Here is a 24,382-nt window from a genome sequence, read left to right on the forward strand (position 1 = left end):
TCCGGACACAGCTCTCGCCAGAGTGGCGCCCGCTGCCTCTTCCGCCGGGCATCGGCAGACCGTCTAAATCTCCACCCGCACCGATTTGACTAGCGCGAAAACGCTCTTGCCCGTTCCCAGCCTGAGCGCGCTGACGGACGACTGACTGATACAGGCGTTCAGCACCGTGCCGCTCAGGTCCAGCGTGACGGTAGCGAGCCCGCTATCCGTGTTTTCGGTCACCGCTTGCACGCGCGCAGGGAGGATATTGCGGATACTGGTCCCTGCCGGACGCACCAGGGCGATGGCTATATCCTGGGCGGCTATCAGGAGTCGCACCGGGCTGCCCGGTGGCGGGGACGCGGCCAGCACCGCCACAATATGCCCCGCGGGAGTGTCTATGGCGGCAAGGCCCTCGCCTGCGCTGTCCGCGCTCACATACCCGTCGAGCACGTTCAGCCGCTCGCCCGGTGAGGCATCACGGTACAGTTCGCCTGAAAGCGCGTGCGCGCTGCCTGCGGCACGGATCACCCCGCCCTCCAGCAGCACGATATGGTGAGACAGGCGCAGCACTTCAGCCGGATCGTGCGAGACATAAATGGCCGGTATCCTGCTCATGGCCACGACACGCTCCAGATAGGGCAGGATTTCGCGCTTGCGGGCGCGGTCGAGCGCGCTCAGCGGCTCGTCCAGCAGCAATAATTCAGGCCCGGACAGCAAGGTACGCGCCAGCGCCACGCGCTGGCGTTCCCCGCCCGACAGTTCGCGCACGCGCCGGGTGAGCAGTGCGGACAGGTCGAGCGCATCGATCAGTTCCTCACCTGGCACGCCCGGCACACGGGCGCGGCGGCGCGCAAAGTCGAGATTTCCGGCTACGTCAAGATGATCGAACAGGCGTCCGTCCTGAAAGAGAAAGCCCACCGGACGCTTCCAGGCGGGCAGGTTGGTGCCCTCTGCGCTGTCGAACCAGCTTGTCCCGCCAAAGCGGATAACGCCCTCGCGCGGTGTCTCGAACCCGGCGATCAGGCGCAGGAGCAAGCTCTTGCCCGCCCCGCTCGGCCCGAACACGGCGCTGACGCCGCGGGCAGGAAACCCGGTCTCGGCCTTCAGGCTGAACCCGCCAAGGTCCAGCCGGGCGTCAATATACAGCCCCTCACCCGACACGGATACGGTACCGCCTGTTCAGCGCGTAAACGCTCAGAAGCGTCACGAAGGAGAAGATGAGCAGGCCCGCCGAAAGGATATGGGCCTCCTGGTATCGCAGCGTTTCCACATGCTCGAACACGGCAATGGACAGGACGCGCGTGCGGCCGGGAATATTACCCCCGACCATCAGGATCACGCCGAATTCGCCAATCGTATGGGCGAAGGTCAGCACGCCGGCGGTGAGGAAACCCCGCGCCGACAGCGGCACCGCCACGGTGAAGAAGGCATCGAGCGGCCGCGCGCGCAGGCTGGCAGCAGCTTCCATCGCCCCGCGTCCCACCGCCTCGAACGCGCCCTGAAGGGGCTGCACCGCAAAGGGTAGCGAATAGACCAGCGAGGCCACGACTAGCCCGGAGAAGGAAAAGGTGAGGCTTTCTCCCGTCATGGTCACCCAGAAAGCCCCGATAGGCGCTTCAGGGTTCAGCATGAGCAGCAGGTAGAAGCCGAGCACGGTCGGCGGCAGCACCAGCGGCAGCGCCGTGACCGCCTCGATGACGGGCTTGAGCGCAGAGCGCGTATTTGCTAACCACCAGGCGAGCGGCGTCGCAAGCGCGAGCAGGATCACTGTGGTGACCAGCGCAAGCTGGATGGAGAGCCAGACCGGCGCAAGATCAGGCATCGGGCCAGCCATAGCCGCTGGAGAGGATGATGGCACGGGCGCGTTCGCTGGCCAGATAATCCATGAAGGCACGCGCGGCAGGGTTTGCCTCCGCCCGGCGAAGCAGGACCGCGTCCTGGCGGATCGGAGCGTGATACGTTTCCGGTACCTCCCAGCGCGAGCCGGGAGACGGATTGCGCGGACTGACCACCAGAGCGAGCGCCACCATGCCCATATCGGCTGCGCCGGACGCCGTCATGGCAAATACCTGGCCTGCATTGCTGCCCATCGCGACCCGTCCCGCCGGCAGGATTATCCCCAGCGCATCAAGCGTCTGGACAGCCGCCATGCCGTAAGGCGCGAGGTCAGGATTGGCGATAGCGATACGATGCCAGCCGTCACCGGCGATCAGCTCAACCATGTCGCCGGTGACGCGTTGCGGGTCCGGGCTCCACAGGGCGAGCCGCCCCAGCGCATAGGTCTGGGGCACACCAGAAGCGCGCCCTTCATCGGCCAGGCGCCGGGGCCGGGCTTCGTCGGCGGACAGGAACACGTCAAACGGCGCGCCATGCACGATCTGAGCGTAGATTTGCCCGCTGCCTCCGGCCGACAGCCCGGCCGAATATCCGGTCTGCGCCTCGAAATCGGCAATCAGGGCCTCAGCAGCGTCCAGAAAGCTCGACGCCACGGCCACCCGGAAATCGGGCTCGGCAGATCTGGGCCAGGCGAGCAGCGCAATAAGCGCAACAAGGCCGGCGAATAGCGCCGCCCCCACCGGCCATCCCGGCCGCTGCGCCCATACATCCTTCATACCCTGCGCTCCGGCAAGCTGCTGGCCATTTCCGGCCGCCTGCAAGGCTTACACTATTCGAAGACAGGAAACAGGATATCGTTCTCAATTGCGATATGCTCTTCTAGATCGGTACAGAGCTTTTCCAGCCCCTGATAGAGCGCCCGCCAGGTGCCGCAGGCGCCAGCCGGCGCATGAAAGGCACCCGTCAATGCCTTCAGTTCGCCCAGCATGGCGTCATGCTCTTCATGGTCTAGACGCATCTGGGTAATCGGACCGGACAGCCGCCCAAAGAGGCCCTGACGCATCATCGGAAAGAGTATCAGCTCCTCCCGCTTCATGTGCGCCTCCAGTTCACCATGCATTTTCTTCAGCCGATATGCGATATTGTCGGGTAGGTTGGGGTGCCCTGCGTGTGCCTCCTCAACCCGCATTGCGAGGCGGATCAACTCCGGAAACTCGCGCCGGTGGGTCTCGTGATAACGGGTAAGTATATGATCGATCAGGGCGCGCGGCTCCCGCTTCGGGTCGAGGGTTTCGGGAAGGCTGGCAATAACACTCATATCAGGCTCCATGAGTAACCAGTTGAACGCGGGAGGGGCATTCGCCGCGCGCCATCGCCACGCCGTATTGCAGGCTGGCGGCGATACGCTGGGCGCGGTCGATGAATTGCTCGGCGGCGGCCTCAGGACAGGTCTTGCGGGCGACCATGTCGAACAGGGCCAGCCACCGCTTGAAATGCGCCGCCGTGACAGGAAGCGGTGCATGTACGGCCATGGGCCGACCGCTATAGCGGCCTGTGCGCAGCATGACGGACGACCAGAAATCACACATGCGCTCGATATGGGTGTCCCAGTCCTCAATGTGATCGGCGAAGACCGGCGCCAGCACCGGATCGGCCCGCACACAGGTGTAAAACGACCCCACCAGCCGGGTGATCATGGCTTCATCAACCGCTTCGGAAGGGGGCGGCCCGGACGGGCTGTACGGCGATCCGTGCTGAGGGAGGGGCATGACGGCCTCCTTATAAGGGGCATATTATATGCGCATTATATCGATTGTAATATGCATATCAAATGCTATTTTGGAATTCCGCTGACAGGGAAGGCTTTTTCGATGCGCCTGACCGCATTTACCGATTTCGGGCTGCGTGCACTGATGCGCCTGGCGGGTGAGCCCGAGCGGCTTTTCACCACCGAGGAGATTGCTGCCGAGTACGCCATCTCACGCCATCACCTTGTGAAAGTGGTCCGCGATCTGGCGGCTGCCGGATTTATCGAAACCCGGCGGGGCACCGGAGGCGGTTTTCGTCTCGCCCGTCCCGCCAATGAAATCAGCCTGGGAGAAGTAGTGCGCGCGTTGGAATCGCGCGCGGCTCTGGTGGAGTGTTTCCGGCCCGACGGTGGCCAATGCGCGCTCAGCCCCGATTGCCGTCTGAAAGGGCATCTGGCGCGCGCGGGCGACGCGTTCCTTCGCAGTCTGGACGCGATACCGCTATCTGATTGCGCCGTGACATCCATTCCGTGCCGATTGAAAACGGCGGTGCCCGCATGACCGGATGGACCCAATTCGCTCTGGCCTATGCGGTCTTCCTGCTGGCCCACATGATCCCGGCCCGCCCTGCCCTACGCCGCCGTCTTGCAGGCTGGCTGGGAGAAAGGGCCTATCTCGCCGTCTATTCACTTGTCTCCATACTGATTCTCATATGGCTATTCGCCGCCGCTGCGGGCGCGCCGCGCCTTGTCCTCTGGTATGCACCGGGCTGGAGCTACGCTGCGCTGCCCCTGGTGATGCTGGCCGCCTGCCTGCTGGTCAGCTCTGGTGCATTTGCGCGCAATCCGTTCTCGATTGCCGGACGGGCAGACGGGTTCGACCCTGAGCGGCCGGGGATAGCCGGGCTCACGCGCCACCCTGTCCTGTGGGCCTTCGCCCTGTGGGCCGGCTTCCATGTCATCGTTACCGGCACGCTCGCCCACACTTTGCTGTTTGGTGGCTTTGCGGCATTTGCGCTGGCCGGGATGTTGGCGCTGGACCAACGCGCAAAGCGTCTGGCCGGTGACGACTGGCCGCATCTGTCAAGGCGAACATCCCTGCTGCCATTGGGGGCATTGATCCGGGCCAAATGGCGCCCGGACTGGCGAGTGGACAGGATGGAGATGGCAGGCGCGTCGGTCAGACTGCTGGCAGGCCTTTGCCTCTACGCCCTGCTAGCAGGGCTGCATGCACCCGTCTTCGGAGTGAACCCGTTCACGCGCCTGACAGGGCTACTGCCATGATGGCTCTGCTGGTCCGCCCGCTATGGCTATTCCTGGGCGTGGTGAGTTCCGGGCTGGGGCTTGCAGGCACCGTCTTGCCATTACTGCCGACCACGCCGTTTGCACTGCTGGCGGCGTTCTGCTTCTCGCGGTCATCAGAGAGCTTGAAGAACTGGATAGAGACCCGCCCGGGCATCGCCCCCGTTCTCGCAGACTGGCGGGAAGGCGGCGCGATCCGCCGATCCGTAAAACTTATGGCGCTGCTATCCATGCTCGCCTCAGCCCTGATTGCATGGCTCGCAGGAGTGCCCGTCTGGGCCTTGGCTACACAGGCGGGTGTCATGACATGTGCCGCTGCCTTCATACTGAGCCGCCCGACCCGGCGGCGGCATTCCACAACAAGATCCGCACCATACGCGCCTGAAGGACGCCTGATGCCATGACCCGCCGTGAAACCCTTCTGCGCTTCGCTGAAACACGCACGCCGCGCTATACCAGCTATCCCACGGTCCCGCATTTCCACACGGGTGTGGGCCCGGCGGACCAGGCGCGCTGGCTATCCGCTCTGGATCCCGCCGAGCCGGTTTCGCTCTACATCCACATCCCCTATTGCCGACAGCTATGCTGGTATTGTGGCTGCAATACGCGCGCGACCACACAGGACGGCCCGATCATCGCCTATATGGAGCGTTTGCTGGCCGAGCTCACACTTGTAGCTGACAGGCTGCCCAGTCGGATGCGTATCTCCCATTTCGCTATGGGGGGCGGCACGCCGGCCATATTGTCACCCCAGCAGATCGACGGGCTGATGGAGGCCGTGCGCGCACGCTTCGATTTTCTTCCCGAAGCCGAGCTGGCCATCGAGATCGACCCGCGTCATTTCACCCGCGCCGATGCGGACGGGCTTTCCCGCAACGGTTTCACGCGCGCCTCGACTGGCGTGCAGAGCTTCGACCCGGCCGTGCAGGCAGCAATCAACCGCATCCAGCCGTGGGAATTGGTTGCCATCACCTTCGACAGGTTGCGCGAGGCGGGAGTACCCGCCATCAATATCGACCTGCTCTATGGCCTGCCCCGGCAAAACATTGCCAGCGCCATCGCCAGCGCCGAAGCCGCCGCCGAGCTGGAACCGGACCGTCTGGCCGTGTTCGGCTATGCCCATGTGCCGCACATGAAGGCGCACCAGCGCCTCATCAACGAAGCCGAATTGCCGGGCGCAGGTGCACGTCTGGACCAGGCCGACGCCATAGAGACAGTCCTCACCGATTATGGCTACCGCATGATCGGGATCGACCATTACGCGCGGCCCTGGGACCCGATGGCGGCAGCCCTCAATGCCGGCACGCTGCGCCGGAATCTTCAGGGCTATACCACCGACCCGGCACAAACCCTGATCGGGCTTGGCGCATCGGCCATCGGGGCGTCGCCGCAGGGTTATGTGCAAAATGCCAGCGATGTGCGCAGCTGGGGCGCAGCGGTGGAAGCCGGTATCCTGCCCGTGGCGCGCGGCATTGCGCTGACGGATGATGATCGGGTGCGCCGCACCATCATCGAACAGCTCATGACCTATCTTACCGCCGATCCGGCGGCCATTGCGCGCCGGGAAGGCATGCCGGTGCCAGAGATCGATCTGCAAGCGCTCGAGACGGCCGGCATTCTCACGCGCACCGGGACCGCGATCCGGATCAATCCCGCTTATCGCCCGCTGGCGCGGCTGGCAGCCGCTGCGTTCGACGCTCATCTGCCGCGCAGTACAGCGCGTCACTCCGTGTCGGTCTAGCCGCAAGGGCTAGTAGATCGGCGGGGCATGCCAGGGCTCGCGAGCCAGCTCTGCCATGTCGCTAGGCAGGACCGGCTTGTACGGGGCGTTGAAGTCAAAGGGCGCATCGCCTTCGCTCCACACATTCACATGCCGGCCGCCGACGAACCGGATCAACATCACACAGCCCCAGCGCGTCCCGAACGGCCCGTGAGGGATGCCGGGCGGGCGCCAGAAATACGCGCCGGGCGCCATGGTGCCGTGCGGGCCGGTCAGCTGCCCATTGATCATGTAGCACTCTTCCACGACCGGGTGATGCTCCTGCGGCCCCTTGCTGCCGGGCGGCTCGGAATGGGGCAGGACCATGGACAGGAAGGTGCGCTCTCCGGTCTGCGGATCAAGGCGCAGATCCTTCCGGCTTATCCCCAGATGGGCTAGCCGGGAGTCGTTAAGTGTCATGTCCCAGGGCGTATGCAGAGCGTCCACGCGCGTAACCGGCAGGGTGTTCCCCTCTCCTGCATGAACAACCGGCTCGCGGTCCAGAAAGGTCAGCGCCACCGCCCCTTGCGGCGCGCTCATGGACCACCGCGTCGTTCCGGCAGGAACATGGCCGTACACATCATGGCTGAAGGTATCGCCATTGAGCTCGATCATGCCATCAAGGACATAGAACTCCTCGGCTGCCTCGATATGCTCAGGCCCTTCGCGGCGCCATCCGGGCGGATAGCGGATCAGGATCGAGCAGGCGCCGTCATCAGGGTCGCGACTGAGAAACTTGAACTCGGCGTCCGGACGCGCCAGCCTTGGTCCGATGCGCTTCCAGGGCAGTACCTGAGCCTGGATAAACTCTATATGCGGACGGTTCAACAAGGCGCGGCTCCCGACAGAAGCGTCACCATGTCCTCCACGACGTGTGCGCGCATGGTCTCGCGCTCCAGATAGGGGTTCATGAAGACACAGCGCAGCACGGTCAGCCCGTCAGCATCGAAATCGCCGCCCCACTGTTCCACATGGCGCGTTATCTGCCCGGCATGGCTGCTCAGGGGAAAGTGCGTCTTGGACAGGGTGAAGCGCCCGCCCTGCACGGACGCCTCGTAAAGCGCCTCGCTGCCGGCATTCACGACGCTTAAGGGTTCACCTGTACGCGCCACTGTGAAACAGGCGATATTGGTATCGCACGGATCCAAAAGACGTAGATCAGGACAGGCTTTCATGGCGGCGTGCATGATCGCACGCCGGGCCTCAACAGCGTTTTCCAGTATGCGGCCGAAACCGTCCGGCGTGAAACCGATGGTTGTGCCCGTCATCCATACCGCTGCAGCGCCGGCCGATGTACGCGAGCCTTCCAGCGTGGCACTCCATAGATCATCGCTGACATGGGCGCGCTCCAGATAGGGCGCCGCAAAGCTGGACACGGCATAGCGCTGTGCATCGCGTACCAGGAACGCCCCGCAGGCATAGGGTGTATACCCCAGTTTGTGGGGGTCGATAGTGATGGAATCTACCCGCCTGATGGCCGCCAGCGCACTTGCCGCCACGTCAGACAGGGCCGTCGCCCCGGCGCCGAGCGTGGACGCGAAAAAGCCGCCATAAGCCGCATCGACATGATGCCAGATGCGCCAGCCGCGCTCCCTCCGCCAGCGCTCCATCAGGTCACAGACACCGTCCACGGGATCGAAATTGCCGGTCTCGGTCGCCCCGGCTACCGAGACGGCAGCAAGTACCGGGCGGCCCTGCGCAGTGGCCTTCTCCACCTCGTGCTCCAGCGCTTTCAGGCACAGGCGCCCCTGCGCATCGAGTCCGACACCGCGGAAGGCCTCTTCGCCGAGGCCGAACACATTGGCCGCCTTGCGCCAGGAAAAATGCTTGTTCTCCGGCACCATCACGACCGGGCCGAGATATTCCCGGCCCGAAGCGCGCGAAATCCTGCGAAAGGTGTCCGCCGGATTACCCGCCACCGCGCTCGCTGCGCGCAGGGCGTCTTCAGGCGGAGCATGGCGCTCGCGAAGGGTATGATAGCGCGGCCAGCCCATATGGGCGGCGGCAAATACGTCCAGCCGTTCGCCTTGCGTCTCGGCCAGCCATAAGGCCAGCGAGAGCCAGTGGTCGAGACGGAAGCGTGCACGCCACACCGCTTCAAAGTTAGCAATGGTTCCGCACGAGGTCATGTGTCCGCGCGCGTGAGCCGGATCGAACCCTATCATGCGCGCCAGCATGGCAATCGCCTCAGCCTCGATCTGGGTGCCGACACGCGACACTTCCTTGGAGGTGTTGTTCGGATTGTGCAGGGTCGCCAGCACATGGCCCAGCAGGGCTGGCATGCTGGCATCCGACACCATGTGCCCGGCATAATGGGGCGAGAAGGTCGCGGTCTCTCCACTCAGCCGTCTGGCAAGCGTCTGCAGGGCGGCATCAATCTGTTCATGCTGGTCATCGGGCAGCTGCCCGTCAGGCCAGACAGAAGGGTCCCCCGCACCAGCGTCGCGCCGCCAGGCACTCCACGTGTCAAGCGAGCGCGCCAGCGCATCCCGCAGCCAGGCGGCGTGTTCGGCACGCGGCCCCGGAAACCAGCCTGCGCTGTCTATGCCATGGGCGGGCAGATCGCGTGTACCAAGGGTCATGACACCTTCCGGTCAGCTGCAGCCAGTAGCACCTGGGCTTCGGCCAGTTCCTCCGGCGTGTTGATGTTGAAGAATGGATCGGGCGCTTGTGTCCATATGACATGGCGCACCCCTGCCCTCGCCGCGAGCGCTTTCAGGCTGAAATTGCCAGCAAAGGCCTGCTCGGCAATCAGGCCGCTGACAGGGCCGCGCCACAGCGTGCACACCGGATGAGGCCTGCCCTGGCTTTGCGCCATGGCACACACCGGTCCGCGCTCGCCAACCAGAGCAGCGCCCAGCCTGCCTGGCAGATCATCAGGCAGGAAGGGCATGTCCACCGGCACGGTCAGCAGATCCCGGCCTTCTGCTTCCGCCCGCAGAAGCGCCGGATACAGCCCGGCTAGCGGACCTTCCAGCACGACACCCGGCGGGCTCGCATCACATATCTCTTCCGAGCCTCCGAGACCGCCCTGCCCGGCCTGCCGCACCAGTTCCCAGAGCGGAGCACGCCATCGGCTCACGCGGTCCTTCACATGGTCGGCGAGCGGCCTGCCCGCCAGCAGGCGTGACGGCTTGTTGCCGCCAATGCGTGTGCCCAGTCCGCCAGCAAATACCGCAATGGCAAAGGTGTGGTTCATGCGGTACCGCCAACCAGCGCGCGGGCCTGCTTTGCCCCGTTAACGGGGTCACACACCTCGCGCAGAAGTCCGTCATGGAGCGAATAGATCAGCCCGTGCAACGCAAGCGGACGCCGCCGCCGCCAGACATCCGCGACCAGAGGGCTGCTGGCAAGTGAACGTATCTGCGCCGCAACGACAAGCTCACACAGACGGTTTGCCCGAGCCTGTGTACTGGTGATCAGTGCAAGTTCCGCATCATGGCGCGCTGCCTCATCGCGAGCCGGCGATAGCCAGTGTGCCAGTGGACCAACATCACCAGAATCTCCCGCAGATAGTTGGCCTATCGACGCACACCCGTAATGCCCGCAGACAACGATCCGGCTAACCTGAATGTTTCTCAGCGCCATATCGAGTACCGCCACGCAGGCAAGATCAACCGGATTGATCAGCGCGCCTGGGGTGCGCAAGACGGCAAAAGACCCTGGGTCCTTTCCGGTAAGGGCGGCCGGTGACAGTGGGCTGTCTGTCGCGGTGAGCCATAGCGTGTCAGCCTGACGGCCCTGGGCTGACAGGCCGTCCTCGTGCGGGTGCTTTTGCCTCCAGTCCGTGAAAATCTCCAGATTGGCCTCAAGAAGGTCCTCAATCATGGCAGGCTCCCTTCGGCAACTGGCACGCCCAAAGCCTTCAGCTTGATGCCCCGGCGGGCCGCCATCCTATGACTCAGACCGTCCAGATCCGCCTGCTCCAATCGTATCCGGGCAATCGGCAAGACGACCGCATTTTCAATGGCAAGGTGGTGGCGCAGATCGTGAGAATAGGCCCTCAACGTACGGCCAAAACTCACATCCCCGGAAGGCGGGTGGCCTCTCTCCAAGGCCTTCTGAAGGCCTTCGCAGACAATATGTGCGTTGGCTTCTTCACGGACATGATCTGCGGCGAGCGCGCCCAGGACCTGCTCGATCTCGTCCTCCGGCAGACAACGCCGCCTTAGAAGCGGAAACAGATCTTCTTCCTCATCTATATGATGCATTTTCAAGTCGGTCTCGAGATAGTCGAGAACGCTGGCAATCAGCGCGGCATGGAACGTTGGCACACGTGAGAGAGTCTGCAGCCCATCGCAAAGCTGACGCTGCCGGTGATGCTCGGCGAATATCCAGTTCAGCGGCTCCCGCAACAGATCGACCGGCATCGGTTCGATGACAGGCAGGCGTGTCAAAGCGTCATTGTCACGTGTCATGACCGGACTTCCACTTCTACACGGGCACGCTAAAAGGCCCGCTCCAACGTCACCCAGAACTTCTCACGGTCTGCGAACCGGGAGCCGCGCCCGTCAAAAAGCGCAGCCTTCAGCTCCATGTCCCAGCCTTGCCACAGCCCCGTGCGGACCATGGCGTCAAACTCCCGTCCGAACCACCCGGCACCGCCGCCGCCACGGAACTCGTGCGCGGTCAGGGCAAGCTGCGCGCGGCGTTCTCCCGGCGCAGGCAGTGTCCAGCGGGCCTGCAATGAGTAATCTTCCAGCCCTTCCGGCGGTGTGGTGAGGAACACATCAGCCCATCCCTGAAAGGCGTGCAGGGTCGCGAGCGGCGTCTGGAAGGCCGTCGCGCAATCACCGCGCAACTGCTCATAGCGGACCTGATAGGAAGCGCCGGACCGGGCCGCAGTCAGGCTGGCACGGTAATACTGGTGCGAGAACTGCGCCGGGTTCGGGCCGTGCGGGGTCTGTTCAGCGGCTTCGAGCGTATACTGACCGGCCCACTCGCCGGTCATCGGCCACTCACCGTCCAGCCGTCCGCCCAGCGTGCGTGAGGACATCCCGGGCGCATTCGCAAAGTCGAACCAGTGCCCATAAGCCGTTAAGCGCCCGAGCGGCGTTGCTGCTGCCGCCTGAAGCAGATGGCTGTCAGAACGCAGCCGGCCTGCCGGGCTACTCGGGCCGAATACTCGGTACACATTGTCTATGTAGGTGTAGCTCGCCGAGAGCCCTTCCTGCGGGGCAAATTGCACCCGCACGGCATCATAGGTCTGCTCATTCTGGCGGAAACCGACATTACCGATATGGCGCGCATCATCGACGATAATGCGTTGGCGGCCCAGCGTGACGCTCAACGAGGGTCGCGCATTCCAGCGCAACTGCAGCCGGTTGAGCTCCACAGCTTCAGGATCAGAAATGATCGGGCGATCCGCCGGTCCGCTGATCGTGTCGTTGTAATCTCGGATCAGCGCCCCAACGGCCTCGCCTTCGACAAGAAACTCCAGCGAGGGGTTGACCGGCACCTGCCAGCCAAGGCGCAGCCGCGCTGTCAGCCCGTCAGCATCGCGGGCGAGACTATCCTGGGCGACATGCTCGTAGCGCAACCGGACATGCCCGTGCCATGTACCCGGCAGCGGAGATTGCGGCGCTTCCGCTCCTGACATTGTCAGCGCAAGGGCCAGCCCCATGATCATGGGCCGGACTTTCTGATGAGCGTTACAGCCGGTCGGGCCGGTTTCAGTGACCGGCGCAAGATAACGCGGACACTGCCCAGCACGGGATCGTCACTGTCCTGTGCCGCCGAAATCAGCGTGCTCCATGCGCTATCATCCGCCTCACGCACGAAAGCACTGGACGCCCGTTGAACCAGACCAGCCACGCCGTCGTCGGAGGCAGCATCCTTCACCGCAGCAAGCAACTCCGGATCGGTGCCCGCCAGCCAGCTTTCGATACGTTCTGACAGCTCCGGCCCGGCGGACATGAGCGTGCCGAGCGATATCGCAGGTGCGCCCACCTCACCCTCTTCGGACAGCGAGATAGCGATGCCCTCATGTGCAGAGGCCGCCATCAGACGTTCAGCGTATTCCGCAGCCCCCAAAGCCCAGGAGCGCGCATCAATGCGCATGCGGATCGCCTCGCGCACGTGCTCATAGGGCAGAAGCGCTCCCCCCGCCCGCTGGTCCAGTCTGAGGACGTGCCAGCCATAGGCAGAGCGCACCGGCTTCGGCGCAATGCCCCCGGGCTCCAGCGCGGCCAAAGCGGCTTCGACCTCGCGCACCAGATCGCCGGTCTCCATCTGTCCCAGCACGCCGCCCGACTTGCCTGACGGGCAGTCTGAACGGGTCAGGGCCAGATCCTCAAACCGGCGCCCGGCGTTGAGATCGGCGAGGGTCTGGCGGGCGGAGTTCAGAGCCTGCTCGTCGGCGTCCCCCTCCAGAGGCTCCGCTTCGTGAATGCATATCGAACTCGAATTCTTAATCCCAGCAAGGTGTTAGCTCAGCGCCTAAGATGGATTAAAACGTTCGGGAAGGATTTGGATTTCGGCGCTATCCCAAAATCTCCGGATGCGCTGTGAGGGTCGGAATGGTCCGCAGAATGACACTTATCCCTATCTCGGTGGCCTAGCTCGAAGAACGCCTACTCAGAAGCTGGTTCGAGGCTTGAACAACGCATTTTGCGTTGACCGCCAGTGGCGGTGATACTCGCCATCATGGATGAAGCACAAGGAAAGCGCTGGCTCCTGACCTGCCCTCAGGGATGCCGGAAGCCCCGTGCATGGGGCCCGGTCCGCGACCCGTTCCAGGCGTCGGCCGTTGAGGCCATTGCACGCACGAAACGCTGTCCAGCCTGCCAGGCCCCGCTGGACGTGCGCCCCAACACGGATACCCCCAGGCCTTCCTTGACGTGGGCGCTCTTGGGGTGGTTTCAGTCGGTTCGCCCGAACCGATAGATTTCGGTGCAGGCGGGGCGGATCAATTCAGGGGGCAGTCATGAGACATCTTTGGGCGGCGGCATGCGGAGCGCTCCTGCTGACGGCATGTGGCCAGGACGGAGCCCGGGCGCCGGAACGCGCCTCGGACACTTTACGGGTCGCGGCCTGGAACATCGAACATCTCACCGCTGAGACCGGGGCGGGCTGCGCGCCGCGCGACGAGGCCGCGCTCGACTTGGTGGCGGACTATATCGCGGCGGTCGACGCCGATGTCTGGCTGCTTCAGGAGATCGATGGAGAGGCCGCGCTCGAGCGCGTGTTCGGCGAGGGCTGGAGCTTCCATGTCGAGGAGCGTGAGGCGGTGGGCGAGTACCCGCTCTGCCGCGGCCGGGACAACGGCAGCCGACTGCGGGCCCAGAACACGGCGGTCGCTGTGCGCGACGGCGTCGCGCACAGCCGCATCCCCGATCTGGACGCGCTCGATGTAGCAGGCGCGGGGCGGATGCGCCATGGCGTCGCCGTCACGGTGTTCGACAATGAGCCGATCGACCTCATGAGCCTGCATCTCGCGTCGGGCTGCCATGAGGGCGAGGAGTCCAATGTCTGTCCGACACTGTTCAGCCAGATCGAGGTTCTGGAAGGCTGGATCGACACGCGGAGCGCTATGGGCCGCGCGGTCATCGTTGGGGGCGATTTCAACCGGCGCCTCGAACTGGACGCGGATCTGGTCTGGAGCGAGCTCAATGACGGCGATCCTTACCCGCTGCATGTCGCGGGTCCGGGGATCCGACCCCAATGCGATCCGCGCTATGGCGAATTCATCGACTTCCTCATACTCAATAACCACGCTCAGGGCCGCAAGATCCAGGGATCCTTCCACGAGACCACTTATGGCCGCGGCGACCGGCCCTCCGACCACTGTCCGATTCTGATTGATCTGCGGCGCTGACGCTTCGGGGCAGGCCAGCGGCCCGCCCCGTGCCCTATCAAGCCCTGCGCCGGACGGTCTCTGGCTCTACCGGCCCAAGCGCTGCCTCGGTCAGCATATGGATCGCGCCCAACAGGCTCTCCAGATGAGACCGGTTTTCGACCTCCAGCAGGCGGTCGAGGATCGCCCAGCGGACAGGGTCATTCGCCCTGTCATCCAAAAACGCGCCAGCGCTGAACGCAGCGGGAGATTTCAGCTTCATCAGAGCGCGGATGCCGCGCAGGGCGGCGACGGAGACCTCACACCGCACGGCATACCCCTGCCCCTGCCCGTAACTGACCGGTCCGCCCAAGGTCTCGATCGGCACACCGATTTCCTTAAAGTAGGCCATGAAGGTTTCATCGACGGACGCGACCACCGCGGTGGCACCGAAATGGAGGCCGAATTCCGCGAGTGCGGCGAACATCAGCGCGCGACAGACTTTGTCGGTCTTCGGATCAAAGCCCGGCCCCGCGATCCAGCGCGACACCTCCCATATCCCCGCGCCGCGGGCGCGCTCCCGGTCGCTCAGGAAGTCGCCGAGCGTGGTTTCGAAGAGGTGAGGCTTCCAGGTCGGCAGCAGGCGGGCGGAGCCGAGGACTTCGCCGATATCGCCCAAGAGCAGCAGATAGAAGGTGTCAGGCGTATCGAATTCGTCGCGCTCGAGTTCTTCGCCCGTATCGATCTCCGACCAGCCGAGCCGGTCGATGAAGACCTCCCGGCGCTGGCGATGCATCTGTTCGAGCTGTACCCCGTAAAGTCCGCGATTGGCTGGTGTCACGATGTGAACGCGCATGGGTCATCCCCTTAAGGTTGCTGAACCCGTTCACTCCAGCAGCCTGCGCGATTCTCCGAACGCCGGGATTTCCCTTCATCAAATTTGTATATGGCCGAGACGGATGGCCTCGACACAGAGCTGGGCCGTGGTCTTCACGTTGAGCCGGATCCGCGCCGCAGCGAGATACTGCTCCACGGTCTTGTCAGCCAGCCCCAGACGATCGGCGGTTGCACGCTGGGTGTAGCCGCTCGCGATGAACGCTACGATGTCCCTCTGCCTCGGGGTCAGGCCGCCCCTGCCCTCGATGGTGCGCCGCCTGAGGGTTTTGGTCATCCCGGCATAATAAAGCGACATCACATGGAGCGCCGTGCGCACGGCCGGGCTGTCATCGATGTCGCGGCCCGACACGGTCACCAGGCCGAAGGACCCATCGAGCGAGCGCAGCGGGGTGACGACGCCGTCACGTCCTCCATAGGACTCGGCGTCTTCGAAGAACTCATGCTGGCTTTGAGTGAGCCTCGCCGACGCCTGCACGTCTTTCCAGGTGAACGGCGCCGGGTGGCGGGTGGCCCGGTGCACGGTCGGATCGAGAGCCCCATAGCCTTGACCGAAATAGCGGCTCTGCCAGCGGGGATCCCAGACGCCGGTGAGCGCGTCTTCGACGGGCCGCCCTCCGGGTCCCGTAATGGCGACATGGATGAAGTGATCGTACCCGTACGGAGCGATGCGGCTGCGGAAGGCGGCGTTGAGGGAGGCCATGTCGCGATGGCTCTCGATGCGCTGGAGGAAGGAGAAAGCCTCCGATCCGATATCTGCGTGCCTGACCCCGTCCATCCGACGCCTCCGGATTGGGATGATCCTCAATTTGACGGGTAATCTGCCTTGATTCTGAACCTAGGATTTCACTTTCAATACGATACTATCCACACGGCACTTTCTCTGGGTCGGGCTGGACATCATGCGACCAATGACCGATGGGGGCCGGCAGGTCATGGCCGAAACGGCGCTGCTCGGCGGCCGGATACGGCTGTATCGACAGATGCGGGGCTGCTCTCAGATCGAGCTGGCCAGTGCGGTGTCGATCAGGTTTGCGGAGCTGACCGCTTTCGAGCGGGGGCGCGCGCGGATATGCGCGGCGCTGCTCAACCGGATCGCGCTCTTTCTTGAGGTTCCGATCCAGTCCTTCTACGCCGATCTGCCAGATCAGCAGCTCCCGATCTGCTCGGGACGGCGTTGACGACGGAAACCCGGACGTGTCCGCCGTGTCCGTTGAGCACTGTCGATGATGGGATGCGGCGCGCCGGAGACCGCCGGGAGCGCCAGGGCCAGCCGCCCCCTGATTCCGAAAGACCGCTGTACCGCCCGCTCGCATTTCTGAGGCTTGAACGCGCGGATGCGGTCAGATTGCCGCACTCTGCTTCTTTTCCATTTTGGCAGGTGCTAGGATGAGCCGTGGTCGTTTTGACGACGCCGTCATTCTGGTGACGCATGAGCCGTGTCCGATCGAACATTCGAAGCGCAGCCCATGCCCTCCTGGCCGGGCTGTGGCTCATCGTGTCGGTTTCTGCATCTGCGTATGCGATCGTGGAGACGCCGCACGGCGATCTTGAAAGCCATGCGCACGCTTCCGACCACACCCACGATCTCGACGGCTGCGAGAGCCATGCGCCCTGCAAGACGGCGCCATGCCATGTTCATTGGCTGGCAGGATCCGCGCCGGTCTCCGTTTTTTCTCCGCGTTACGCCGCGCCCGCAGCCGGGCGGCTGTCCGACACCTATGCCAGCCGGGGCGATCCGCCCGGCCTGAAGCCTCCGATGATCTGACCTGCCACCGCCGTTCCCACTTCGCGCGGGGACGTCCTGACAGGTTGGAACCGGAGTTTTCTCATGATCACGACATGGCTGCGCAGCGGGCTTCTGGCCGCCGCGCTGGCCGGGGGCGCGGCGCAGGCCGCCCCCGGACTTTGCGACGGCGTATCCGTCGCGGCGGCCGCCCCCGTGGCGGGCGCGCCGCTGACGCTGGACGCCGCGTTGCGGGCGGTGGATGCCGCCTCGCCCGAGCTCAGGGCGTCGGCGCTGGAAACCTTGGCTCTGCGCGCCGAGGCGCGTCAGGCCGGGCGTCTGGCCAATCCCGAGATCGAGGTCGATCTTGAAGAGTTCGATGGCGCGGGCTTGCGGGCGTTCGGCGCCTCCGAGGCCACGGTGTCGATCGCCCAGCCCCTCCCTCTGGGCCGCCGTCTGGCGCGCGCCCGCGCAGCGGGAGAGGCCTGGGCGGACGCGAGCGCGGCAGACTGCGCGGCCCTGCGTCACGGCTTGCTGCTGGAGGCGGCGGGCCTGTTTCACGATCTTGCCGCCGCCGAGGCCCGCGCGTCGCTGGCCGGAGACGCCGCGGACTTGGCCGGAGAGGTCAGCGAAGCGGTGCGCCGCAGGATCGAGGAAGGCGGCGCGCCGCGCATTGATCTGGCGCCTGCGCAAGCCGAGCATGCCGCCGCCCGCGCCGACCTGGAAGCCGCCCGGGCCGAGGCTTCCGGGCTGAGGCTGGCGCTCGCCGCCCTGTGGGGCGAGGGAGAAGCTGAGTTCGGCCCCCTCCAGCCTGCAGAGGCGGACGCGGCCCTGCCGCCTGTCGAAGAGGCGGTGACGCGCATCCAGACCCACCCGGAGCTGGTCTCGGCCCGCGCGGCGGGACAGGCGCGCCGCGCAGAAACGGCGCTGGCCCGCGCCCAGGCTTACCCCGACATCACCGTCAGGCTGGGAATGCGCAGCTATCGCGACACCGACGACCGTGCGCTGATCGCGGGAGTGAGCGTGCCCCTGCCGCTCTTCGACCGCAATCAGGGCGGCCGGGAGGCGGCCCGCCTCCGGGCAGGCGCAGCGGAGGTTTCCGCCGCCGCGCTGGACCTCCGTTTGGCCGGACGGGTGCGCGCCGCCCATGCCCAGGCTGTCTCGGCCCGTACGCGCGCGCGTGTTCTGGCCGATGAGGCCGCGCCCGCGGCCCGGGACGGTTTCACCGCCGCTCAGGTAGCCTATCGCGAGGGCCGGTACGGCCTGACCCTGCTCCTGGACGCCCGGCGGCGTCTGATCGAGGCCGAGACCCGTCGGGTCGACGCCGAACGCGACGCGCGCGGAGCGCGCGACACGCTGCTCGCCCTGGGCGGCTATCCCCCTTTCACGCAGTCTGATGTTTCCGGAGGCCGCCCATGAGCGCCCGCATCCTCGTCGCCACGCCGCTTCTGGCCATGGCGCTCCTGTCCGCTTGCGCTCCTGGCGGGGCGGACCATGACGACGATCACGGTCACGAGCATGATCACGACCATGTCGAGATGGACGCCCAGGCCGCCCGCGATGCGGGCATACAGACGGTTCAGGCAAGCTTGTCTTCGCCCGCAGAGGTCATCGACCTGCCTGCCGAGATCCGCTTCGATCAGGATCGGGTGGCTCTGGTCGCCCCCCGCGTGAGCGGGGTCGTGCGCGCTCTGAACGCCTCCGAAGGCGACCGGGTGGAAGCCGGCGCCGTTCTGGCGGTTCTCGACAGCCGGGAACTGGCCGCGCTGGCTGGTGAACGGCGCAGCGCGGAGGCGGCCCTGGCACTGGCGGAGACGGCCTTCGCCCGCGAGCGGCGCCTGCTTGAGCAGGGAATCGCGTCCCAGGCCGAGCACGACGCCGCGCGCGAGGCCGAGCAGGCCGCCTCGGCCCGGCTGCGAAGCGCCGATGCCGGATTGCGCGCGGCGGGAGCGGACGGGCCGGATTCCGAACGGGGCGTGAACCGTCTGACGGCGCCGATTTCAGGCACGGTCATGCGTCGGGAGCTGGCGCTGGGCCAGTCGGTGGACGTGGGTGCGGGCCCGGCCTTCATGATCGCTGACGAAAATGCGCTGTGGGCGGACATCGCGGTTTATCCCGGACAGCTCGCGCACGTGCGCTCCGGGGCGCGGGTCACGCTTTTGCAAGACGATGGCGCGGCGCTGGCCGTGACGCGGATCGGGTTCATCGCGCCTCAGCTTTCAGAAACCTCCCGCACGGCCATTGCGCGGGCGCCGCTGGACAATGCGGACGGGCGTTTGCGGGCGGGTCAGTTCCTGACCGCGCGTGTGGAGACCGACCCGGTCGAGGAAGGGCTGTTCGTGCCGGCCCGGGCGGTTCAGCCCTATGAGGGAGGCTGGGCCGTCTTCACCCCCGACGATCACGGTTTCGACGCCCGCATGGTCGTCACCGGCCGCCGGGTGGGCGAGCATCTGGAGATCGTCTCCGGGCTGCAGCCGGGCGAGGCCTTCGTGACCGAGGGCGCCTTCACCCTGAGGGCCGAGCTGGAGAAGTCCGGCTTCGACGATGGCCACGCGCACTGAGGAGGATACTGCCATGAACTCGATCATGACTCGCGTGACGGGCGGGCGGCTGCTGGCCGTGCTGCTGATCCTCGCCGTGTCCGCAGGCGGCGCCTGGGCCTTCCGCAGCCTGCCCGTGGACGCGTTCCCCGACACCTCGCCGTCTCTGGTGCAGGTCTACACCATCGCCGACGGCCTGGCGCCCGAGGAGGTTGAGCTTTACATCACCGCGCCGCTCGAACGGGCGATGGCGGGTTTGCCGCGCGTGGCGGAGATGCGCTCCATCTCCAATTTCGGCCTGTCCATCGTGAACATTTATTTCGAGGACGGCACGGACATCTATTTCGCCCGACAGGTCGTTTCCGAACGTCTGGCGAGCGCCAGCGAGGAGATGGACGAGGGCTTCGGCGAGCCGCGCATGGGGCCGGTGTCCACCGGGCTGGGGATCGTCGTGTACTACAAGCTCGTCGACGAGAGCGGCGCGCGCAACCTGATCGAGATGCGCGAAATTCAGGACTGGCTGGTCAAGATCCCGCTCCAGAGCGTGGCGGGCGTGGCCGAGGTGCTCTCGCTGGGCGGCTATGAGAAGCAATACCAGATCATCGTCGAACCCCAGGCGCTGCTGCGCTACGGGCTGAATATCGGCGATGTGGAGCAGGCGATCCGTGACGGCAGCCGCACGGCGGGCGCGGACATCGTGGAAATCGACGCGGAGCAGTATTCGGTGCGGGCGGTGGGGCTGGCCCGCTCGCTCGAGGACCTGGGCGAGATCGTGCTGCGCTCCGAGGACGGCGCGCCCGTGCGCGTGCGGGACGTGGCGCGGCTGGAGATCGGCGGCGGCCCGCGTCAGGGCCTGGCCACCGCGGACGGCGAGGGCGAGGTGGTCGCCGGGCTGGTTCTGAAGCTTCATGGCGCGAACACCGCTGAAGTGGTCGACGCGATCCGCGACCGGTTCGAGCAGATCAACGCCGCCTTGCCCGAGGGGGTGACGGCCACCGCGTATTACGATCAAGGCGAGCTGGTCACCCAGGCGTCCGCGACCGTGGCCTCCGCGCTGTGGCAGGGGGCGCTTCTGGTCGCCATCGTCATCGTGGTCTTCCTGGGCGGCTGGCGGCCCAGCCTCGTCGTTGTTCTGTCCATACCCTTTTCCGCAGGGGTCGCCTTCATCGGGATGCGTCTTTTGGGCATGAGCGCGGATCTGATGTCGCTGGGGGGCGTGGCCATCGCCATCGGCATGATGGTCGACGGCGCCATCGTCATCGCCGAGAATGTCGACCGGACGCTCAAAGAGCGGCCCGGCGCCTCCCGCCGCGCGGCGGTCGCTGCGGCCGCGGCAGAAGTGGTCGGGCCGCTGGTGGCCGCGGTCAGCGTGGTGATCGTGGTCTTCCTGCCCATCTTCGCGCTGGACGGCCCGGCGGGGAAGACGTTCGGCCCGCTGGCGGCCGCCGCGGCCATGGCGATGGCCGGGTCGCTGGTCTACGCCGCGCTGGTCGCGCCAGCGCTGGCGGCCCTCGTGATGCGTCCGCCCCGCGACGGCCAGGGCCCCGGCGAGGGCGGCGGCCGGATTGGACGGATGGTGTCCCGCCCCGCGCGCCTGTTCGTGCGCCGCCGCTCTCTGGCGGTGGGGCTGGCCCTGGTCATGCTGGCGGCGGGCGCCGCCGTCCTGCCCCGGCTGGGGTCGGAATTCACGCCTGTGCTGGAAGAGGGTGACATCACCATCCGCGCGACCATGGCTCCCTCGATCTCCCTGACCGAAGCCGAGGCGGTCATCAGCCGCCTCGAGCGGCGCATACTGGAGGATTTTCCTGAAGTGGAACTGGCTGTCGCGCGTGTGGGCCGGGGCGAAATCGGCGCCCACGCCGATCCGGTCAACAACGCGGAAATCTTCCTGGGCCTGCGCCCCCGTTCCGAATGGCGCGGCGGCCTCAGCCCGGCGGACCTGCGTGCGCGCCTGTCGGAAGACCTGTCGGATTTCCCTGGCGTCATGGTCAATGTCAGTCAGCCGATCGCGATGGCGCTGGACGAACTGGTGACCGGCACGCGCGCCCAGCTGGCTGTGAAGATATACGGCCCGGATCCGGACGTTCTGCTGAGCGCTTCCGAACGCATGACCGCGATTCTGGGCGGCGTCCGCGGCGCGGCGGACGTTCAGGCCGACCAGATCACCGGCGCGCCTCAGCTGCGTATCGAGCTGGACCGCCGGGCCATGGCCCGGCACGGCCTTTCCATCGAGGACGCGCTGTCGCTGGTGGGCACGGCGGTCGGCGGGCAGCAGGCCGGGGCCGTGTTCGAAGGCGAACGGCGCTTCCCCGTCGTGCTGCGCTATCCGCAGACGCGGCGCTCCAGCCCCGAGGCGATCGGCGCGCTGACGCTGCGCGCGCCCTCCGGCGCGCTGGTCCGGCTCGACGAGATCGCCGTGATCGGCACAGAGGTCGGCCCGCGCCAGATCACCCGCGAGGATGGCGAGCGATTCATCGCGGTCCAGGCCAATGTCCGCGGTCGCGACATCGGCTCGTTCGTGCGTGACGGGCAGGCCGCCATCGACCGTGAGCTGGACCTGCCGGCAGGCTATCGCGTGGCGTGGGGCGGACAGTTCGAGCTTCAACAGCAGGCCAATCGCCGCTTCGCAGTGGTCATTCCTGTCACGCTCGGGATCGTGGCGCTGATCCTGCTGCTGGCGTTCGGCCGGGCGCGTTCGGCGTTGCTGATCCTGATGAACATCCCGCTGGCGCTGACCGGCGGGGCGCTCGCGCTGTGGGTCACCGGCCTGCCGGTATCGGTTCCAGCCACCGTGGGCTTCATCGCCCTGTTCGGTATCGCGCTGGGCAACGGGATGGTGCTGGTCAGTTTCCTGGACCGCTTCGCCCGGCAGGGCCGCGACCGCGACGCGCTGGCTGTCGAAGGCGCGTCTCTTCGTGCACGCGCGGTGCTGATGACGGCGCTGACAACGGCGCTGGGCCTGGCGCCGCTCCTGTTCGCGACCGGCGTCGGCGCGGAAGTGCAGCGGCCGCTCGCCGTCGTCGTGACAGGGGGGCTGGTCAGTTCGACTCTGCTGACGCTGCTGGTCCTTCCCGCCCTGCATCGCTGGTTTGCGCCTGGTCCGGACGCGCGATCAGACACGCTCGCCCCCGCGAAGGAGGCGCCGGCGTCATGACAGGGTCGGCGGCGCCTCCGGTGACCGGGCTGGCCGCTGCCGGCGGGATCGCCTTGGATCGGGAACAGGCTTTGGCCATGGTCAGCCTGGGGCCTGGATCGCTGGTCGCGTCGACCTCACCGGGTGGATCTGCACCTGGGACAGCCTGTGGCGCAGATCCCTGTCAGGGCTTCGCCTTCCGGGGACGTCCGCCTTTCCTCGAGGCGGCGGTGCGGGATGACGCTGCCGGCCTGGCAGCGCCTTGTCGAGCCGTCCTGCTGCCGGGGGCCGCTGCCTTTTTTCCTGCGGCTTGGAGGGAGGGCGTGGACTGACCTGGCGGCTGCGGCGTCGGCTTGCGGCCCAGTCCGCGCGCCTTGGCGACGGCGCTGCGCTCCTCGGAATAGGACGGCGCGATCATCGGATAGTCGGCGGGCAGACCATATTCGGCGCGATAGGTTGATGGCGTGAAGCCGTGCGCCGCGATATGCCGCTTGAGAGTCCTGTAGGGCTTGCCGTCAATCAGGGAGAGGAGGTGATCGCGGCTGGCGAGCGATTTGCGGACTGACACCGCGGGCTTGAGCGTCGGTCCGCGGTCTTCGGGTTCATCCCTGGACAGAGCGTCCAGCGTCGCATGGATATCACGGATGAGCGTCGGCAGATCGCCCGCCGGCACGGCATTGCTGCCCGCGAAGGCGCTGACGAGTTCCGTCGTCATAGAGACGATATTCTCGGTCGACGGCGTGGTCATGGAATAGCCCCCTCGAAAGTCCTTAAGAAAACAGCCGATGATCTCGCGGACCAACCTAGGGTCCAGACTCGATCATATCCAGAACGCGACGATGGCTGCGAGGGCTGCGGCTGAGAGGAAGTTGGCGGCGAGCTTGTCGTAGCGCGTGGCCACGCGGCGGAAGTCCTTGAGCCTGCAGAAGGCGTTCTCCACCAGGTGGCGGTCCCTGTACCGGCGGGCGTCCAGCCGGACTTTGCGCTTGCGGTTGGCGCGGCCGGGGATGACCGGCACGGCTCCAGCCTGGCGGATGGTGCTGCGCAGACCGTCCCCGTCATAGCCCTTGTCCGCGATGAGATACTTCACGCGCTCGGCGCGCGCCAGCAGGGCCGGAGCGACGGTGATGTCAGCCGCGTTGCCCGCGGTCAGGGTCAGCGCGAAGGGGCGGCCCACCACGTCGGTCAGCGCGTGCAGCTTGGTGGTCTGGCCGCCGCGCGACGGGCCGATGGCCTGATTTTTCGCCCCCCTTTTCCGCCATGGGCGGCGCGCTGAGCCTTGACGTAGGTGGAGTCGATCGCGGTGCTTTTCGTCACCGCCCCGCTGGCGGCCAGCGCCTCCAGAAGCCTGATCCAGAACCGGCGGCGGGACCAGCGGTTGAAGCGGTTGTAGATCGTCGTGGGCGGCCCGTATTCGGGCGGACAGTCGCACCACCGGCAGCCGGTCTTGAGCACGTGGATGATGCCTGAAATCACCCGGCGGTCGTCCACCCGGCGCGCGCCGGGCTGGTTGGTGGGCAGATGCGGCGCGATCGCCGCCCATTGCATGTCGCTCAGCCAGAACAGGCGGGCCATGATGTCCTCCGATCACCCCAGCAAAGCCATCGGAATCACGATTTGCCGTGCTCACGCAACACGCTGATTGGGTTCAGACCCTAAGAACGGCAAGACATCGCTCCCAGAAAATAG

Annotated in this window: 26 protein-coding genes; 10 read left to right on the forward strand and 16 right to left on the reverse strand. The window is 66.0% G+C overall.

From position 1 onward, the window contains the following. Positions 1-63 precede the first annotated feature (63 nt). From modC to AB6B38_RS14110, 5 genes are read right to left on the reverse strand one after another with little or no spacing between them, the layout of a single operon-like run. The gene (gene modC, locus AB6B38_RS14090; RefSeq protein WP_371395214.1) at positions 64-1,143 is read right to left on the reverse strand and encodes a molybdenum ABC transporter ATP-binding protein; all 1,080 of its coding nucleotides are present in this window, start codon (positions 1,141-1,143) and stop codon (positions 64-66) included. Continuing rightward, on the reverse strand, positions 1,133-1,804 hold the full coding sequence (gene modB / locus AB6B38_RS14095; protein WP_371395215.1) for a molybdate ABC transporter permease subunit: 672 nt from the start codon (positions 1,802-1,804) through the stop codon (positions 1,133-1,135). The genes modC and modB overlap by 11 nt, the downstream gene beginning before the upstream one ends. Further along, positions 1,797-2,594, reverse strand: coding sequence for a molybdate ABC transporter substrate-binding protein (gene modA / locus AB6B38_RS14100; RefSeq protein WP_371395216.1), 798 nt, complete (start codon positions 2,592-2,594; stop codon positions 1,797-1,799). The genes modB and modA overlap by 8 nt, the downstream gene beginning before the upstream one ends. 53 nt (positions 2,595-2,647) lie before the next feature. Beyond that, positions 2,648-3,136 carry a hemerythrin domain-containing protein gene (locus AB6B38_RS14105; RefSeq protein ID WP_371395217.1) on the reverse strand — a complete coding sequence of 163 codons (489 nt, stop codon included), beginning with the start codon at positions 3,134-3,136 and terminating at the stop codon, positions 2,648-2,650. Position 3,137: 1 nt separating this feature from the next. Beyond that, complete coding sequence (locus AB6B38_RS14110) at positions 3,138-3,587, reverse strand: group III truncated hemoglobin (RefSeq protein ID WP_371395218.1); 450 nt, start codon at positions 3,585-3,587, stop codon at positions 3,138-3,140. A 102-nt stretch (positions 3,588-3,689) separates the two neighbouring features. Between AB6B38_RS14110 and AB6B38_RS14115 the strand changes: the two genes are divergently transcribed. The 4 genes from AB6B38_RS14115 to hemN are packed head-to-tail and all read left to right on the forward strand — an operon-like array spanning position 3,690 to position 6,608. After that, complete coding sequence (locus tag AB6B38_RS14115) at positions 3,690-4,127, forward strand: Rrf2 family transcriptional regulator (protein ID WP_371395219.1); 438 nt, start codon at positions 3,690-3,692, stop codon at positions 4,125-4,127. Further along, positions 4,124-4,849 (forward strand): NnrU family protein, encoded by a 726-nt coding sequence (locus AB6B38_RS14120; protein WP_371395220.1) that lies wholly within the window; start codon positions 4,124-4,126, stop codon positions 4,847-4,849. Before AB6B38_RS14115 ends, AB6B38_RS14120 begins: the two co-directional genes overlap by 4 nt. Further along, positions 4,849-5,271, forward strand: coding sequence for a YbaN family protein (locus tag AB6B38_RS14125; protein WP_371395259.1), 423 nt, complete (start codon positions 4,849-4,851; stop codon positions 5,269-5,271). Before AB6B38_RS14120 ends, AB6B38_RS14125 begins: the two co-directional genes overlap by 1 nt. Then, positions 5,268-6,608, forward strand: coding sequence for an oxygen-independent coproporphyrinogen III oxidase (gene hemN, locus AB6B38_RS14130; protein WP_371395221.1), 1,341 nt, complete (start codon positions 5,268-5,270; stop codon positions 6,606-6,608). The genes AB6B38_RS14125 and hemN overlap by 4 nt, the downstream gene beginning before the upstream one ends. Positions 6,609-6,617: 9 nt before the next feature. Here the strand turns inward: hemN and AB6B38_RS14135 are convergent, their stop codons facing one another. The 7 genes from AB6B38_RS14135 to AB6B38_RS14165 are packed head-to-tail and all read right to left on the reverse strand — an operon-like array spanning position 6,618 to position 13,040. Then, positions 6,618-7,454: a cupin domain-containing protein gene (locus AB6B38_RS14135; protein ID WP_371395222.1), complete on the reverse strand. Its 837-nt coding sequence runs from the start codon at positions 7,452-7,454 to the stop codon at positions 6,618-6,620. Further along, positions 7,451-9,208 carry an aspartate aminotransferase family protein gene (locus AB6B38_RS14140; protein WP_371395223.1) on the reverse strand — a complete coding sequence of 586 codons (1,758 nt, stop codon included), beginning with the start codon at positions 9,206-9,208 and terminating at the stop codon, positions 7,451-7,453. The genes AB6B38_RS14135 and AB6B38_RS14140 overlap by 4 nt, the downstream gene beginning before the upstream one ends. Continuing rightward, positions 9,205-9,825: a molybdenum cofactor guanylyltransferase gene (locus AB6B38_RS14145; RefSeq protein ID WP_371395224.1), complete on the reverse strand. Its 621-nt coding sequence runs from the start codon at positions 9,823-9,825 to the stop codon at positions 9,205-9,207. The genes AB6B38_RS14140 and AB6B38_RS14145 overlap by 4 nt, the downstream gene beginning before the upstream one ends. Then, on the reverse strand, positions 9,822-10,454 hold the full coding sequence (locus AB6B38_RS14150; RefSeq protein ID WP_371395225.1) for a carbonic anhydrase: 633 nt from the start codon (positions 10,452-10,454) through the stop codon (positions 9,822-9,824). The genes AB6B38_RS14145 and AB6B38_RS14150 overlap by 4 nt, the downstream gene beginning before the upstream one ends. Continuing rightward, complete coding sequence (locus tag AB6B38_RS14155; protein WP_371395226.1) at positions 10,451-11,044, reverse strand: hemerythrin domain-containing protein; 594 nt, start codon at positions 11,042-11,044, stop codon at positions 10,451-10,453. Before AB6B38_RS14155 ends, AB6B38_RS14150 begins: the two co-directional genes overlap by 4 nt. 29 nt (positions 11,045-11,073) lie before the next feature. Then, the gene (locus AB6B38_RS14160) at positions 11,074-12,255 is read right to left on the reverse strand and encodes a hypothetical protein (RefSeq protein ID WP_371395227.1); all 1,182 of its coding nucleotides are present in this window, start codon (positions 12,253-12,255) and stop codon (positions 11,074-11,076) included. Next, the gene (locus AB6B38_RS14165; protein ID WP_371395260.1) at positions 12,252-13,040 is read right to left on the reverse strand and encodes a peptidylprolyl isomerase; all 789 of its coding nucleotides are present in this window, start codon (positions 13,038-13,040) and stop codon (positions 12,252-12,254) included. Before AB6B38_RS14165 ends, AB6B38_RS14160 begins: the two co-directional genes overlap by 4 nt. Positions 13,041-13,551: 511 nt before the next feature. Between AB6B38_RS14165 and AB6B38_RS14170 the strand changes: the two genes are divergently transcribed. Beyond that, a complete protein-coding gene (locus tag AB6B38_RS14170) occupies positions 13,552-14,442 on the forward strand; it encodes an endonuclease/exonuclease/phosphatase family protein (RefSeq protein ID WP_371395228.1) in 891 nt (296 codons plus the stop codon). Between the two features lie 37 nt (positions 14,443-14,479). Here the strand turns inward: AB6B38_RS14170 and AB6B38_RS14175 are convergent, their stop codons facing one another. Together AB6B38_RS14175 and AB6B38_RS14180 are read right to left on the reverse strand one after the other, a co-directional pair. Further along, positions 14,480-15,256 carry an acyl-homoserine-lactone synthase gene (locus tag AB6B38_RS14175; protein ID WP_144253274.1) on the reverse strand — a complete coding sequence of 259 codons (777 nt, stop codon included), beginning with the start codon at positions 15,254-15,256 and terminating at the stop codon, positions 14,480-14,482. Positions 15,257-15,334: 78 nt separating this feature from the next. After that, the gene (locus AB6B38_RS14180; protein ID WP_144253275.1) at positions 15,335-16,072 is read right to left on the reverse strand and encodes a LuxR family transcriptional regulator; all 738 of its coding nucleotides are present in this window, start codon (positions 16,070-16,072) and stop codon (positions 15,335-15,337) included. 133 nt (positions 16,073-16,205) lie between these two features. On the opposite strand from AB6B38_RS14180, the gene AB6B38_RS14185 reads away from it, so the two are divergent. The 5 genes from AB6B38_RS14185 (at position 16,206) to AB6B38_RS14205 (ending at position 22,714) form a co-directional block, all read left to right on the forward strand. Next, positions 16,206-16,475, forward strand: coding sequence for a helix-turn-helix transcriptional regulator (locus AB6B38_RS14185; RefSeq protein WP_371395229.1), 270 nt, complete (start codon positions 16,206-16,208; stop codon positions 16,473-16,475). Positions 16,476-16,726: 251 nt separating this feature from the next. Then, positions 16,727-17,062 (forward strand): hypothetical protein, encoded by a 336-nt coding sequence (locus tag AB6B38_RS14190; protein ID WP_144253277.1) that lies wholly within the window; start codon positions 16,727-16,729, stop codon positions 17,060-17,062. Between the two features lie 63 nt (positions 17,063-17,125). Beyond that, positions 17,126-18,439: a TolC family protein gene (locus tag AB6B38_RS14195; protein WP_144253278.1), complete on the forward strand. Its 1,314-nt coding sequence runs from the start codon at positions 17,126-17,128 to the stop codon at positions 18,437-18,439. Beyond that, positions 18,436-19,581 (forward strand): efflux RND transporter periplasmic adaptor subunit, encoded by a 1,146-nt coding sequence (locus AB6B38_RS14200; RefSeq protein ID WP_144253279.1) that lies wholly within the window; start codon positions 18,436-18,438, stop codon positions 19,579-19,581. The genes AB6B38_RS14195 and AB6B38_RS14200 overlap by 4 nt, the downstream gene beginning before the upstream one ends. Before the next feature lie 13 nt (positions 19,582-19,594). Continuing rightward, positions 19,595-22,714, forward strand: coding sequence for an efflux RND transporter permease subunit (locus AB6B38_RS14205; RefSeq protein ID WP_144253280.1), 3,120 nt, complete (start codon positions 19,595-19,597; stop codon positions 22,712-22,714). A 163-nt stretch (positions 22,715-22,877) separates the two neighbouring features. Here AB6B38_RS14205 and AB6B38_RS14210 read toward each other — a convergent pair whose 3' ends face one another. Then, positions 22,878-23,441: a MucR family transcriptional regulator gene (locus AB6B38_RS14210; RefSeq protein WP_144253281.1), complete on the reverse strand. Its 564-nt coding sequence runs from the start codon at positions 23,439-23,441 to the stop codon at positions 22,878-22,880. Positions 23,442-23,513: 72 nt separating this feature from the next. After that, a protein-coding gene (locus AB6B38_RS14215) for an IS5 family transposase (protein ID WP_371395230.1) occupies positions 23,514-24,268 on the reverse strand; the annotation gives its coding sequence in 2 pieces (ribosomal slippage) (positions 23,514-23,933 and positions 23,936-24,268; 753 coding nt in all). Positions 24,269-24,382 lie beyond the last annotated feature (114 nt).

This window comes from Glycocaulis abyssi (genome assembly GCF_041429775.1).
Classification (GTDB): Bacteria; Pseudomonadota; Alphaproteobacteria; order Caulobacterales; family Maricaulaceae; genus Glycocaulis; species Glycocaulis abyssi.

Coding starts and splice junctions, on each gene's coding strand:
- modB (WP_371395215.1), bottom strand. CDS start 1,804: ATGCCTGATCTTGCGCCGGTCTGGCTCTCCATCCAGCTTGCGCTGGTC.
- modA (WP_371395216.1), bottom strand. CDS start 2,594: ATGAAGGATGTATGGGCGCAGCGGCCGGGATGGCCGGTGGGGGCGGCG.
- AB6B38_RS14105 (WP_371395217.1), bottom strand. CDS start 3,136: ATGAGTGTTATTGCCAGCCTTCCCGAAACCCTCGACCCGAAGCGGGAG.
- AB6B38_RS14110 (WP_371395218.1), bottom strand. CDS start 3,587: ATGCCCCTCCCTCAGCACGGATCGCCGTACAGCCCGTCCGGGCCGCCC.
- AB6B38_RS14115 (WP_371395219.1), top strand. CDS start 3,690: ATGCGCCTGACCGCATTTACCGATTTCGGGCTGCGTGCACTGATGCGC.
- AB6B38_RS14120 (WP_371395220.1), top strand. CDS start 4,124: ATGACCGGATGGACCCAATTCGCTCTGGCCTATGCGGTCTTCCTGCTG.
- AB6B38_RS14125 (WP_371395259.1), top strand. CDS start 4,849: ATGGCTCTGCTGGTCCGCCCGCTATGGCTATTCCTGGGCGTGGTGAGT.
- hemN (WP_371395221.1), top strand. CDS start 5,268: ATGACCCGCCGTGAAACCCTTCTGCGCTTCGCTGAAACACGCACGCCG.
- AB6B38_RS14140 (WP_371395223.1), bottom strand. CDS start 9,208: ATGACCCTTGGTACACGCGATCTGCCCGCCCATGGCATAGACAGCGCA.
- AB6B38_RS14145 (WP_371395224.1), bottom strand. CDS start 9,825: ATGAACCACACCTTTGCCATTGCGGTATTTGCTGGCGGACTGGGCACA.
- AB6B38_RS14150 (WP_371395225.1), bottom strand. CDS start 10,454: ATGATTGAGGACCTTCTTGAGGCCAATCTGGAGATTTTCACGGACTGG.
- AB6B38_RS14155 (WP_371395226.1), bottom strand. CDS start 11,044: ATGACACGTGACAATGACGCTTTGACACGCCTGCCTGTCATCGAACCG.
- AB6B38_RS14160 (WP_371395227.1), bottom strand. CDS start 12,255: ATGATCATGGGGCTGGCCCTTGCGCTGACAATGTCAGGAGCGGAAGCG.
- AB6B38_RS14170 (WP_371395228.1), top strand. CDS start 13,552: ATGAGACATCTTTGGGCGGCGGCATGCGGAGCGCTCCTGCTGACGGCA.
- AB6B38_RS14175 (WP_144253274.1), bottom strand. CDS start 15,256: ATGCGCGTTCACATCGTGACACCAGCCAATCGCGGACTTTACGGGGTA.
- AB6B38_RS14180 (WP_144253275.1), bottom strand. CDS start 16,072: ATGGACGGGGTCAGGCACGCAGATATCGGATCGGAGGCTTTCTCCTTC.
- AB6B38_RS14185 (WP_371395229.1), top strand. CDS start 16,206: ATGACCGATGGGGGCCGGCAGGTCATGGCCGAAACGGCGCTGCTCGGC.
- AB6B38_RS14190 (WP_144253277.1), top strand. CDS start 16,727: ATGAGCCGTGTCCGATCGAACATTCGAAGCGCAGCCCATGCCCTCCTG.
- AB6B38_RS14195 (WP_144253278.1), top strand. CDS start 17,126: ATGATCACGACATGGCTGCGCAGCGGGCTTCTGGCCGCCGCGCTGGCC.
- AB6B38_RS14200 (WP_144253279.1), top strand. CDS start 18,436: ATGAGCGCCCGCATCCTCGTCGCCACGCCGCTTCTGGCCATGGCGCTC.
- AB6B38_RS14205 (WP_144253280.1), top strand. CDS start 19,595: ATGAACTCGATCATGACTCGCGTGACGGGCGGGCGGCTGCTGGCCGTG.
- AB6B38_RS14210 (WP_144253281.1), bottom strand. CDS start 23,441: ATGACCACGCCGTCGACCGAGAATATCGTCTCTATGACGACGGAACTC.